At 44.0% G+C, this 12,240-nt stretch carries 11 protein-coding genes and 1 tRNA gene; 7 read left to right on the forward strand and 5 right to left on the reverse strand.

The genetic code is table 11. The features are described 5' to 3' along the window. Positions 1–107 precede the first annotated feature (107 nt). The 4 genes from R7Q47_RS22675 (at position 108) to R7Q47_RS22690 (ending at position 2,471) form a co-directional block, all read left to right on the forward strand. Positions 108–184, forward strand: a tRNA-Trp gene (locus R7Q47_RS22675). A 473-nt stretch (positions 185–657) separates the two neighbouring features. Beyond that, positions 658–990 carry a DUF1904 domain-containing protein gene (locus R7Q47_RS22680; RefSeq protein ID WP_005381768.1) on the forward strand — a complete coding sequence of 111 codons (333 nt, stop codon included), beginning with the start codon at positions 658–660 and terminating at the stop codon, positions 988–990. Between the two features lie 12 nt (positions 991–1,002). Then, on the forward strand, positions 1,003–1,839 hold the full coding sequence (mepA, locus tag R7Q47_RS22685; protein WP_005381766.1) for a penicillin-insensitive murein endopeptidase: 837 nt from the start codon (positions 1,003–1,005) through the stop codon (positions 1,837–1,839). 323 nt (positions 1,840–2,162) lie between these two features. After that, entirely contained in the window at positions 2,163–2,471 is a 309-nt protein-coding gene (locus tag R7Q47_RS22690; RefSeq protein ID WP_005381765.1) for a hypothetical protein, read from the forward strand. 42 nt (positions 2,472–2,513) lie between these two features. On the opposite strand, the gene R7Q47_RS22695 is transcribed toward R7Q47_RS22690, so the two are convergent. The 3 genes from R7Q47_RS22695 to rdgC form a co-directional block, all read right to left on the reverse strand. After that, positions 2,514–2,768: a YfhL family 4Fe-4S dicluster ferredoxin gene (locus tag R7Q47_RS22695; RefSeq protein ID WP_005381763.1), complete on the reverse strand. Its 255-nt coding sequence runs from the start codon at positions 2,766–2,768 to the stop codon at positions 2,514–2,516. Between the two features lie 2 nt (positions 2,769–2,770). Next, positions 2,771–4,171 carry a tRNA 5-hydroxyuridine modification protein YegQ gene (gene yegQ / locus R7Q47_RS22700; protein ID WP_248487362.1) on the reverse strand — a complete coding sequence of 467 codons (1,401 nt, stop codon included), beginning with the start codon at positions 4,169–4,171 and terminating at the stop codon, positions 2,771–2,773. A gap of 165 nt (positions 4,172–4,336) precedes the next feature. Continuing rightward, positions 4,337–5,251, reverse strand: coding sequence for a recombination-associated protein RdgC (gene rdgC, locus R7Q47_RS22705; RefSeq protein ID WP_005381753.1), 915 nt, complete (start codon positions 5,249–5,251; stop codon positions 4,337–4,339). A 224-nt stretch (positions 5,252–5,475) separates the two neighbouring features. On the opposite strand from rdgC, the gene phoB reads away from it, so the two are divergent. From phoB to R7Q47_RS22720, 3 genes are read left to right on the forward strand one after another with little or no spacing between them, the layout of a single operon-like run. Beyond that, entirely contained in the window at positions 5,476–6,165 is a 690-nt protein-coding gene (gene phoB / locus R7Q47_RS22710; RefSeq protein ID WP_005381752.1) for a phosphate regulon transcriptional regulator PhoB, read from the forward strand. A 40-nt stretch (positions 6,166–6,205) separates the two neighbouring features. Further along, positions 6,206–7,504: a phosphate regulon sensor histidine kinase PhoR gene (gene phoR, locus R7Q47_RS22715; protein WP_005383667.1), complete on the forward strand. Its 1,299-nt coding sequence runs from the start codon at positions 6,206–6,208 to the stop codon at positions 7,502–7,504. Next, on the forward strand, positions 7,504–8,463 hold the full coding sequence (locus R7Q47_RS22720) for a PstS family phosphate ABC transporter substrate-binding protein (RefSeq protein ID WP_053350235.1): 960 nt from the start codon (positions 7,504–7,506) through the stop codon (positions 8,461–8,463). The genes phoR and R7Q47_RS22720 overlap by 1 nt, the downstream gene beginning before the upstream one ends. Before the next feature lie 34 nt (positions 8,464–8,497). On the opposite strand, the gene ppx is transcribed toward R7Q47_RS22720, so the two are convergent. Both ppx and ppk1 read right to left on the reverse strand, forming a co-directional pair. Next, positions 8,498–10,003 (reverse strand): exopolyphosphatase, encoded by a 1,506-nt coding sequence (ppx, locus tag R7Q47_RS22725; protein WP_005381749.1) that lies wholly within the window; start codon positions 10,001–10,003, stop codon positions 8,498–8,500. Beyond that, positions 9,987–12,077, reverse strand: a complete 2,091-nt coding sequence (gene ppk1, locus R7Q47_RS22730) for a polyphosphate kinase 1 (protein ID WP_005381748.1) — start codon at positions 12,075–12,077, stop codon at positions 9,987–9,989. Before ppk1 ends, ppx begins: the two co-directional genes overlap by 17 nt. Between the last annotated feature and the right edge of the window lie 163 nt (positions 12,078–12,240).

A 12,240-nucleotide genomic window follows, 5' to 3' on the forward strand; every position in this document is an offset into this window, starting at 1 on the left:
GGTAGTTCAGTTGGTTAGAATACCGGCCTGTCACGCCGGGGGTCGCGGGTTCGAGTCCCGTCCACTCCGCCACTTATTTGAGCGTCGTCTCAATAAACACGAATTACAGGGGTGTAGCTCCAATTGGCAGAGCAGCGGATTCCAAATCCGCGTGTTGGGAGTTCGAATCTCTCCACCCCTGCCATACTCTAAAGCCTCAGCAGTAATGCTGGGGCTTTTTTGCATCTGAAGAAAAGAGAATCTGACTAGTTGGAGACTTGTCGATTCCTCTGATACCAAAGTATCGGGGGATTGAAAGTTCATATCTCCGGGATATTGGTCCACTTCACCTATCCCCCATTTTCATAAGCTCTGGCTTAGGTCAGGGGCTCTTTTATTCCTAACGTATAGTTTCGACGTCAGGTGTATGTTTATCCAACGAATATGGCATACCTTTTCTTCAGATAGTTTTATTTTCTAGTAATGTAATTATTAAATGTTGATGTATCGCGTTGCTCTTTCTGTTTTACCTTCGAATTTCATAACGCTTTTTCTTCGTTATCGAGCACATCTGATTCACAATCTATTGAAAGGTCAGTGGTTACATTGGCTTGGATGATTACTGACTTGGTTCCTGTTATCATCATGCATTAATGCTAATAATTAGGAAGTAAGTTTATGCCACATTTTCGATTCCGTGCTGTAGAGCCACAAGCTGTTCAGGCATTATCAAAACCTCTTACGGATGAACTTCAGCCTCTAATGGACTGTCCGCGTGAGGATTTTACTTTTGAGTATATCTACACTACGTTTTTCAATGAGGGTGAGGTGAGTGCTGCATATCCTTTTGTCGAAGTGCTTTGGTTCGACCGTGGCCAGGAAGTGCAAGATGAAGTTGCCAAGCTTATTACGCAACAAGTGCGCGGTATCGCTGGTGCCGATATTGATGTTGCAGTTATCTTTTCCGCCTTATCTCCTAAAGCTTATTACGATAATGGCGAACACTACTAAAGGTTAAAGGCTATGAGGCTGAGTTTCATTGTAACTTTGGGTTTATGTTTCTCAGCTTCAGTATGTTCTACTCCTTGGGAGTCTGCGGTTAATCCTACCCGAAACTCTTCCTCCTCTATTGGTAGTTATGCTAACGGTTGTTTAGATGGTGCATTACCCTTGCCTCTCGATGGCGTTGGTTATCAAGTCTTACGTAGTAAAACGAAGCGCTACTATGGGCACCCTAAAACGATAGAGTTTATTGAAAATCTGGCGCTTAAAGCTCACCAAAATCTCAACACCACTCTGCTGATTGGTGATTTGTCTTTACCTAGAGGTGGAAGGTTCTCCTCTGGTCATTCTAGTCATCAAACCGGGTTAGATATCGATATTTGGTTAAGACTTGCTGACCAACCGCTTTCTTATAACGAATTACAACTTCCTAAGCCCATGAGTGTGGTGGATTTAAAAGGTTATTCCATACTTAATCATCGCTGGGAAGAACGGCACTTTAAGCTAATTCGGTACGCTTCAAAAAGTAAGGATGTTGCACGAATTTTTGTACATCCTGTTATTAAGGAGCAACTTTGCTTGCAAGAAAACGGCAAAGATCGTTCTTGGTTACGTAAAGTACGTCCATGGTGGGGGCATCATTACCACTTTCACGTCAGGTTATCTTGTCCTGATTCGAGCGACTATTGTGTTGATCAAGCACCACCTCCAGTAGGTGATGGTTGCGGTGCTGAGCTTGCAAGTTGGGCCCCGAAAGCAAAACCTACTGATACCCCTCAACGGGTAAAAACAACCTCTAAGCCCAAACGAAAAAAAGTCGTTCCACCTCAATGCTTGCCGCTTATCAATCCTAATTAGTGTTACTCTCCAGGTTTATCTGTACTTGGTGATCTCTTTTATGAAACTGGAGAAACATCATACTTTTGTCTACATTGAATAATACTAATACAAAAACTAACCCAATTAGTTTTGGGGACATATTATAGAAATCTAAATTAAACAAAGAGTTGTAGTATGGGTAAGTTGTAACTTCTTTGTTTAGAAAAAGATCTTTCGTCACGATACTCTGGTTTCTTAGCAATATGTCTGTCAGTTGGCTAAAAAGCGATAACAACGCAGACAAGTGTGTAAGGCAGGGATATGCCCTTTTCCTGTTAGAAGAGTAAATCAAGGACAAAACCATGACTATGATTTGTGCAAAAGAATTTGCAGAGTGGTTAAGACACAGATTTAGCAGTGATACTAAAGGAGTCTCTTTGACTCGAGAGGATGTGAATCACCTGACTGGGCGTCAACGCCTTGATCCGGGTTTTGTTAATGATGTGCATTATGAGCTGATGCAATATGGGATGGCTTTCGTTACTGATACGAGCCGAGAAAACTTTTATTTAATACCTGTTTCTCAAGCGGAAAATTGGCGTGAGAGACTAGAGTATCATTTTGAAAAAGAGCTGTTCTGCAATATTATCCCTATTGAAAAATCAGGTTGAGAAAAGGTTCAACTTTGATGCCAAAGTTGAACCTAATTGCTCTTATGCTAACCCTTGAATAATCACGAATTTTTCAAGCAACTGCTCTTCAGTTTCGACATGGTTCGGATCAGTGATTATGCATTTTGTAATTGGACACACTGACTGACAGGTCGGCTTTTCGTAATGCCCCTTACACTCTGTACATAGCGCTGGATCAATTTCGAAAATGCTCTCTCCCATACTGATTGCCCCATTGGGGCATTCGGGATCACACATGTCGCAGTTAATGCATTTGTCAGTAATGAGCAAGGCCATGATTACTTACCAGTCGGGTTACGGGTGTCCTGCCCTGAGTTCAAGTTACGCATCAATAGACCATATTCTAAATCTAGATCTGCTGGTACTGGAATGAAGACGAAGTGACCATTCCCTTTGGCATCCTCAATAGACTCTGACTTACGGTTTTCCATCGCTTCTAGCGTGAAAACAACATTACCTTTTGGCGTCATTAGCTCAAGACTATCACCGACAAGGAATTTGTTTTTCACTTCTACTTCAGCCATATCGCCACGACGTTTACCAGTGAACTCACCGACAAACTGTTGAGCATCAGAAACTGAGTAGCCGTAATCGTAATTCTGGTAGGTGTCGTGAGTATGACGACGTAGGAAGCCTTCGGTATAGCCACGGTGAGCTAGGCTCTCTAGTGTGCCCATTAGGCTTTCATCAAATGGTCGGCCTGCTACAGCATCATCAATCGCTTTACGGTAAACCTGTGCAGTACGAGCACAGTAATAGAATGATTTAGTACGACCTTCGATTTTCAGCGAGTGCACACCCATCTTGGTTAGGCGCTCAACATGCTGTACCGCACGTAGGTCTTTAGAGTTCATGATGTAAGTACCATGCTCGTCTTCGTAAGCTGCCATTTTTTCTTCTGGACGGTGTGCTTCAGAAAGCAGAACGACTTCATCTGTTGGTTTACCGCGACCAATTGTGGTTTCAGGGCGCTCGTCTTGTACTTCGACAGGCTGTGCTTCAGTCGGGTCGAATTTCTCTACGATATCACCAGCGTCGTTTTCTTTACCCTCTTCAACTTTGTATTCCCAGCGGCATGCGTTAGTGCAAGTGCCTTGGTTAGGGTCACGTTTGTTGATATAGCCAGAAAGTAGGCAACGACCTGAGTAAGCCATGCATAATGCACCGTGAACGAATACTTCAAGCTCAGTTTCAGGGCAATGCTCACGAATTTCTTCGATTTCTTCTAGAGACAGCTCGCGAGAAACGATCACACGTTCCACGCCATTCGCTGCCCAGAACTTAACGGTCGCCCAGTTTACAGCGTTTGCTTGTACAGAAAGGTGAATTGGCATTTCTGGGAAAGCTTCACGAACCATCATAATTAGGCCTGGATCTGACATGATCAATGCGTCAGGACCCATATCTACGATTGGCTTAAGATCACGGATGAAGGTTTTTAGCTTCGAGTTGTGTGGTTGAATGTTACATACCACATAAAGCTTTTTGCCTAGGGCGTGGGCTTCATCGATACCGATTTTTAGGTTCTCGTGGTTAAACTCGTTGTTACGTACGCGAAGGCTGTAGCGAGGTTGGCCAGCGTAAACTGCATCTGCCCCGTAGGCGAATGCGTAACGCATGTTTTTCAGGCTGCCCGCTGGAGATAGTAGCTCAGGCACGAATGCTTTCTCAGTTGTCATTGCTCAATTCTCTTTTATCTGATCACAAGTCAGGCCAATTCCACCTAATGGAAATGGGGCGCAAATTTTACGTCAAAATGTGAACTGTGACTAGGGTAATTGTGCTTCAGATAGAAAAACGCCCTCAAAAAAAGTGAGGGCGTTATGGTTAACCTTTATACAATATTATGCGTTAGGATTCGGTAAGCCGCCTAGCGCATCGTATAGGTTGGGAAGGAAAGCACTGAACTCTCCACACATTAGAGAGAAGTCTGCATCAAATCGAGCTGCTTGATCTTCACGTGGAATATCATCGTTTTGATCTTTCAATTCATCAGAGAATTTTAGACGTTTGATGCCCGCATCTTCCGTCATAATGAACTCAATACGATCTTGCCAATTAAGCGCAAGTTTCGTCACGACTTTATCCGCAGCGATGTGGTTGCGGATTTCATCAGTGGTTAGCTCTTGCTTCTTACAGCGAATCACACCACCTTCTTCAAGTACGGATTTTAGCTCAGCTTCGTCCATCATGCTGATACCTTGAGGTGTGTCACCGCTTTTCACCCACTCGGTTAGCGTAGTTTCAATCGCCACTTCTGGAATAGCAGGAACAACAGGTAGACTACCCATGGTTTTACGAAGCAATGCTAATACATCTTCTGCTTTTTTATAGCTGCTTGCATCAACAAGGATAAAACCTTCTTTTGGCATGATGAGCACGTGAGTGTGGCTGCTGCGGCTGAATGCGCGCGGCAGTAAATCCATTACGATGTCATCTTTCAGGTTGTCTTTCTCTTTCTTCTTCAGAGGACGACCTTCTTGCGCTTCCATTGCTTCTACTTTTGCATTCAATGATTCTTTGATCACAGAGGCAGGTAGCATTTTCTCTTCTTTCTTGGCGCAAATCAGAATGCGGTTTTCTGACACGTGAGTCATCATATCGCCATGTCTACCCATTGCACTGACCCAGCCAAATTTCTGTTTGTCTTGACTGCCACACGGGGTGAATCGGAATTCAGACAGCTGAGTTTCTAGTTGTTCGGCGTTAAAAGTAACCTCGCGGTTAACGCGGTATACCAGACAGTTTTTAAACCACATAAATCTTCTCTAGGCTTGATGACAAGGGACTAATCATAGGGAATTTTTGTGCTGATGTCTTAATAGAAATGAAAAATATCCGAATGAACCTCAAAAGAAAGTTATATGAAAATTTGTTTTCAAAGGTCACAAAAGTGTCATAATTGGTAGTGATAATGCTTATGCATAGAGAGGCGCTTTGTCTCTTAAATTCATTAGCTCAACGAACATAAGGTTACTCAATTATGTCTAGAAGGATTCTGGTTGTTGAAGACGAAGCTCCTATTCGCGAAATGCTGTGCTTCGTACTTGAGCAGAAAGGTTACCAAGCGGTAGAAGCGGAAGATTATGATACTGCAGTAACCAAACTGGCTGAACCCTTCCCTGATTTAGTTTTACTGGATTGGATGTTACCAGGCGGTAGTGGCATTAACTTCATCAAACATATGAAGCGAGAGGAATTAACGCGCAACATTCCAGTTGTGATGCTTACCGCTCGTGGTGAAGAAGAAGATAAAGTGCGCGGTTTAGAAGTCGGTGCGGATGACTACATTACTAAGCCATTCTCTCCTAAAGAGTTGGTTGCACGCTTAAAAGCGGTGATTCGTCGCGTTACCCCGACTGCACTAGAAGATGTAATTGATGTACAGGGATTGAAGCTTGACCCTGTATCGCACCGTGTTACGGCTAATGATGCGCCATTAGACATGGGCCCAACAGAATTTAAGATGCTTCATTTTTTCATGACGCATCAAGAACGCGTATACAGCCGTGAGCAGCTATTAAACAATGTTTGGGGCACTAACGTGTATGTCGAAGACCGTACGGTCGATGTTCACATTCGCCGCCTGCGTAAAGCATTGGAAGCTGCAGGGCATGATAAGCTGATCCAAACTGTTCGTGGTGCTGGATACCGCTTCTCGACGAAGGCATAAATTAACACGCAGCTTATCGGTACCATTTCTGGAGTTATGAGTGGTTGAAAGATTAACGTGGAAAAAGCTGGCTTGGGAGCTGGCTTTTTTTTACACCCCATGGGTGATAGTAGGTTGGATATTCGGTTATATGCCGTGGTTGCTTTTGGCAGCTACGGCATTGCAGCTTGTGTGGCATTTGCATAACCAAGTACGTTTATCTTCTTGGTTATGGGATGAAAAACGCCTCACGCCACCGTCAGGTAGCGGTAACTGGGAATCTTTGTTCAATGGGTTGTATCGCTTACAACAGCGCCAACGCCGCAAACGAAAAGAACTTACTAATCTTATTCGTCGATTCAGAAATGGTGCGGAATCGCTACCCGATGCGGTAGTGGTATTCCGTGCTGAAGGTAATATTGTTTGGTGCAACAAGCTGGCTCAGCACTTACTGGGCTTCCATTGGCCAGAAGATTCAGGTCAACCTATCTCCAATCTCATTCGTACACCTGATTTTATCAAGTACCTCAACAAGAAAGACTTCTCAGAGCCATTAGAAATGCGTTCACCACTCAACGTCGAACGCATGCTGGAATTGCGTATCGTACCGTATACCGAGGGTGAGCACTTGATGGTAGTGCGTGATGTGAGCCAATTAAAACAACTTGAGGGAATGCGTCGCAACTTCTTCGCCAACGTATCTCATGAACTGCGTACACCAATGACGGTGCTACAAGGTTATCTTGAGATGACAGAAGACCCTGATATGGTCGTGGGTCCAATGTGGAGCAAAGCTCATGGTGTCATGACGGAGCAGCTTAACCGCATGAACAGTTTGGTGAACCAACTACTGACACTATCTAAAATTGAAGCGGCACCTATGCATGAGCTTGAGGAAGTCGTGAATGTGCCTGCGATGCTTGAAGTGTTAGAAAAAGAGGCGGTTAGCCTTAGTGGGGACAACCAACATAAATTGAAATTTGATGTTGATGCTAGCCTACGCGTGCTGGGCGATGATGACCAGTTACGTAGTGCTATCTCTAACCTCGTTTATAATGCCGTCAAATACACACCGCCTGGTGCGAACATTAATGTTCGTTGGTTCCAGACCTCTCAAGGCGCATGCTTAGAGGTGGAAGATAGTGGTGATGGCATTGAACCTCAGCACCTCCATCGACTTACTGAGCGTTTTTATCGAGTGGATAAAGCAAGATCACGTGATACTGGTGGAAGTGGTTTAGGGCTAGCCATTGTAAAACACGCGCTGAGTCACCATGACTCTCATTTAGAAATTCACAGTGAAGTAGGTGTGGGCAGTAAGTTTTCTTTCGTATTGCCTGAGCGTTTGGTGGTGAAATAATGGCTTTACGATTGGCAAAAACATTCAGTTTATTCGCGCTTGTTTGTTCTTGTATTGCTGCCGCTCAAGATAAACCATTGCCGACTTATCATAAAACGACGGGGATTGTCGGAAACTTGCTCTCTGTTGGCTCCGATACACTTGCGGGTATGACAACGCTTTGGGTTGAAGAGTTTAAATCCATTTACCCGAATATTAATGCGCAAGTCCAAGCATCTGGCTCTTCTACTGCCCCTCCAGCATTGACCGAACAAACAGCCCAGTTTGGTCCCATGAGTCGCCCTATGCGTTTAAGAGAGGTTGAAGCGTTTGAACGTGAACATGGCTACAAGCCAACGGCGCTCAGGGTAGCCATCGATGCAATCGGTATTTTTGTTCATCAAGATAATCCAATTCAAGGGCTTAACTTTAGTCAGTTAGATGCTTTGTTTTCTGCCACGCTACGCTGTGGTGAAAGTCAATTTGTCACAAACTGGCAGCAACTAGGTCTTGAATCACAGTGGGCAAAGCGAAACGTCCAGTTGTTTGGTCGTAACTCCGTTTCTGGAACTTATGGTTACTTCAAAAGCAATGCCTTGTGTGGCGGCGATTTCAAGACTCGAGTTAACGAGCAGCCAGGCTCCGCGTCAGTTGTGCAAGCTGTAGCGTCAACCATCAGTGGAATTGGTTATTCCGGTGTCGGTTATCGAGTGGCAGGCGTGCGCTTAGTCCCTGTGGCTAAAATGGGAAATGACTACGTGACTCCAACGCGAGAACATATTGTTAGTGGTAAGTACCCACTATCACGTTACTTATATGTTTACGTGAATAAGCACCCTGATTACCCATTAACACCAATTGAAGCTGAGTTTATTCGCTTTATCTTTTCTGCTCAGGGACAAGCGTTGGTTGAGAAAGATGGTTATGTGCCCATTACGGCAGACTTTGCAGAAGAAGAGTTAAAAAAAGTCGGCCTGTAAGCCGACTTTTTATTTAGGTATGAAGAGTACGAGATCAGAAAGTGAGTGTCCACTTCGCGCTGTCCCAACGTTCTTGTTCTTCCTGTAAATCCGCGTGAAGTAATTTATTGTTTTCTAGCCATGCTTCATCTGTGCATGTGAGAATCCATTCGTCATTTTTGATAGATAAGGTGATATCAGGCAATGGATCTTCATTACGCTGCCCATTTAATACGATAGAAAGTCGTAATATTTTGATGAGGCTTATAACGTCACTCTGTTTATAGAGGTTGAAATCTGGTAGTTCTTGCAATTTGAGCGCTTTACGCTGGAAGCGAGCTAATGTTGCAAGCACTAATTGCTGCTCACGGTTGAAGCCTTGTAGGGTGGAGTGCAACAGAATATAAAAAGAGTGGCGATGGAAACTACGCAAGTTAATACTTAATCCGACTTCATGAAGCAACGCTGCCCACTCTAGTAAGTCAAATAACTCACTCTTTTTCTTAATGCCTAGTTCAGAGCGTACCTGACATAACATCTCACGTGCATGACCCTTCACACGAGCGGCATGCTCTAAGTCGACTCGGTGCTTGTTGGCTAAATTTTCTGTGGTGCGCATGCGAATATCGGAGCGTGCGAAACGTTCTTCCATTTCGTACAACAGGCCTTCGCGTAGAGCACCATCGGAGAAAAACATTTGCTCAATGCGAAGCGCTTTGAAAATCGCGGACAAAATCGCTACGCCTGCTGCGAATACGGGTTTACGTTCTTCTGTTAGACCCGTCAGCTCAATATCTTCAATTGAATCAAATTTACACAGAGTTTCGATAAGTGTATCCAGTCGACTCGCTGTGATCAGGCCATCTTCAAAACCTAATCCTACTAGCACTTCTTGAATCGCTTTGATGGTTCCTGATGAGCCGAGAGCAATATCCCAGCCCTTTTTACGATATGTTGAAGCAATGGACTCGAGTTTTTGTTCGGCCGCTAACATCGCCTTGCTGAAGTTTTTTCCTGACAGTTTGCCGTTTTTAAAGTATTGCTCTGTAAAACTGACGCATCCCATCTGTTTACTGTTGAGAAGCTCAGGCTCAAATTCTTGTCCAATAATCATCTCGGTACTGCCGCCTCCGATATCGATGACTAGTTTGGAGTTGGATTCTACTTGAGTGTGCGCGACGCCTAAGTAAATCAGGCGGGCTTCTTCTTCTCCAGGGATAATTTCTATCGGGAAAGGCATCACTTCTTTCGCACGCTCAATGAAAAGGTGGGCATTTTTAGCGCGTCTTAGTGTGTGTGTGGCGGCGATACGTACATTTGACTCATCAAGCCCTTGCAGCCTCTCAGCGAACATGGCTAAGCATTCTAGCGCACGCTCCATTGCGGCGTGACTTAAGTTCAATTCACTGTCGAGTCCTGAAGCTAAGCGAACACGTTGTTTATGACGACTAACCAGTTGTAGGTCACTGCCGACAACTTTGGCCACCACCATATGGAAACTGTTTGAGCCGAGGTCTATCGCGGCAATGTAGCGAGTATCTTGTTCAAGTATTTGAGGCATCTGAATTTTGTTTTCTAGTTTGCTTTTCTATATTTTTAAGATAGTCATAGATAGCGATTTGAGAGCGAACTTTTTTGCGATTACCTCGTGGTACGTAAGCGTTACTCATTTCTTTATCTATTAAACGAGCCTTTACTGTATCGGTAAAATGGATATTCGTTATATCAATAATTCTCTGTTTCAAACGTGGATCACGGACTGGTACTGCTACCTCGATACGGTGATCAATATTTCTTGTCATCCAGTCTGCGGAGGAGATATAAACTTGCGGATCGCCATCATTGTGGGTGATCACCACGCGAGGGTGCTCAAGAAAGCGGTCAACAATACTGATGATGCGAATATTGTCGCTGATCCCCTCAATGCCCGGTACTAATGAGCACATGCCTCGAATGATCATGTTTATTTTTACACCGGAAGTACTTGCTCCATAAAGCTTATTGACGATGCCTTTATCGACTAGGTTATTGACCTTGATCGTAAGAGCGGCTTTTTTCCCTAGCTTGGCATTCGCAATTTCATTATCGATTAAGCGGTAGATTTGGGTTCGAGAATTACGAGGAGATACCATAAGGTGATTGAACTTCACTGGTCGGTATGGATTCTCAATGTAACCGAAGACATTACGGACTTCATTAGTGATTTCTTGATCTGCCGTAAGCAGGGAGAAGTCGGTATAAATTCGTGCCGTCTTCTCATGGAAGTTGCCTGTGCCGATGTGTGCGTAGCGAATAATTTCTTCACCTTCGCGGCGGCTAATCATCAGTAGCTTTGAGTGAATCTTAAGACCAGGCGCACCAAAGATGACGTGCACACCCGCTTCGGTTAATACTTTTGACCATTCGATATTGGCTTCTTCATCAAAGCGAGCTTGCAGTTCGACGACCACAGTGACATTTTTGCCGTTGTGCACCGCATCAATTAAAGAGTTCATCAAGCGAGAATCTTTCGCGACGCGATAAATGTTAATCTTGATACTAAGTACTTTGGGATCGAAGGAGGCTTGGCGCACTAACTCACTAATGTGGTCAAAAGTGTGGTAGGGATAATAGAGCAGAATATCTTTCGCTTTAATCGCGTCAAAGCTGTTGGCATAACCTTCGAAATCGGCACATTTCATTGGCGGGAGAGGTTTATTTTCAAGATATTCTCGTCCAACATTTGGAAAGCCGATGAAGTCTTTAAAGTTGTGATAGCGTCCGCCGGGGATAAGGTTATCGTAGTTAGAGATATTAAGTTTGTTACACAGAAACTCTAACATTTGAGGCGGCATATCGCGTTCGTAGACGAAGCGAACGGGCTTTGCTGTCAGTCGCTGATTGACACCCTCTGACATTTGTTCAAGCAAGCTGTACTCGATTTCGTTGCGTAAATCGTATTCAGCGTCACGCGTCATTTTCATCGCATAGCCGCTAAGCTCATCATAATCAAAAAAGCCTTTGAACAGCTCGTCCAAACAGTGGCGGATAATATTATCAAGTAAGATGATGGTTTTTCGACGCTTTCCTTTCTGTTCTGGTACCATCACAAAGCGGGGAAGGTGATCGGTCGGAATTTCGATCAGAGCGTACTGATAATGTTCTTCTTTACGCAGTTCTACGGCGATGTAAGCGTACTCGTCTTTGAGAAATTGCAGAACATCGATCTCGTCTTTCATTAGGAGGGGAGTGATATGCGGCATTACCTCTCTACGGAAGTATTTCGCGATCCACTTTTGTTGCGATTCATCCAGTTGTTGCTCGTTGACCAAGAAAATGCGACGTCGCGCCATTTCTCGAATCAACTCGCTGTAAAGCTCATCAAATTGTTCGTTAAGCTTTAGTGCTTTCGACTGCATTTTGGTTAACAGTCGTTTAGGGCTATCACTGCCACCGCGCTCTTGGCTGATTAGGATTCTGCGCTTCACGTCCGCAAAGCGTACTTTGTAAAATTCATCTAAATTGTTGGAAAAGATCCCAAGAAAGCGAATACGTTCGATCAAAGGGACGGTTTTATCGGCAGCTTCTTGTAATACTCGTTCGTTGAAAGACAACCAACTCAGTTCTTTTTCTATATATAGTTTTTCTGCGCTCATAACCTTACCTAGCCAAAAGTGAAGTATTACGTACTCATCTTGGAAAATGGATGAGTGAGAACATTATGAGATTTTCATTACAGATTTATTTCATACCACGCATTGCATAAGAGTTGTATTCTTTTCAGGTGTTTAATGTGATCTGTAATATAATTGTCATCTT

The sequence above is a fragment of the Vibrio sp. Vb0349 genome (assembly GCF_033338975.1).

Bases quoted from the DNA above. Each gene is read 5' to 3' on its own strand.
- R7Q47_RS22680 (WP_005381768.1), top strand. From the start codon at position 658: ATGCCACATTTTCGATTCCGTGCTGTAGAGCCACAAGCTGTTCAGGCA.
- mepA (WP_005381766.1), top strand. From the start codon at position 1,003: ATGAGGCTGAGTTTCATTGTAACTTTGGGTTTATGTTTCTCAGCTTCA.
- R7Q47_RS22690 (WP_005381765.1), top strand. From the start codon at position 2,163: ATGACTATGATTTGTGCAAAAGAATTTGCAGAGTGGTTAAGACACAGA.
- R7Q47_RS22695 (WP_005381763.1), bottom strand. From the start codon at position 2,768: ATGGCCTTGCTCATTACTGACAAATGCATTAACTGCGACATGTGTGAT.
- yegQ (WP_248487362.1), bottom strand. From the start codon at position 4,171: ATGACAACTGAGAAAGCATTCGTGCCTGAGCTACTATCTCCAGCGGGC.
- rdgC (WP_005381753.1), bottom strand. From the start codon at position 5,251: ATGTGGTTTAAAAACTGTCTGGTATACCGCGTTAACCGCGAGGTTACT.
- phoB (WP_005381752.1), top strand. From the start codon at position 5,476: ATGTCTAGAAGGATTCTGGTTGTTGAAGACGAAGCTCCTATTCGCGAA.
- R7Q47_RS22720 (WP_053350235.1), top strand. From the start codon at position 7,504: ATGGCTTTACGATTGGCAAAAACATTCAGTTTATTCGCGCTTGTTTGT.
- ppx (WP_005381749.1), bottom strand. From the start codon at position 10,003: ATGCCTCAAATACTTGAACAAGATACTCGCTACATTGCCGCGATAGAC.
- ppk1 (WP_005381748.1), bottom strand. From the start codon at position 12,077: ATGAGCGCAGAAAAACTATATATAGAAAAAGAACTGAGTTGGTTGTCT.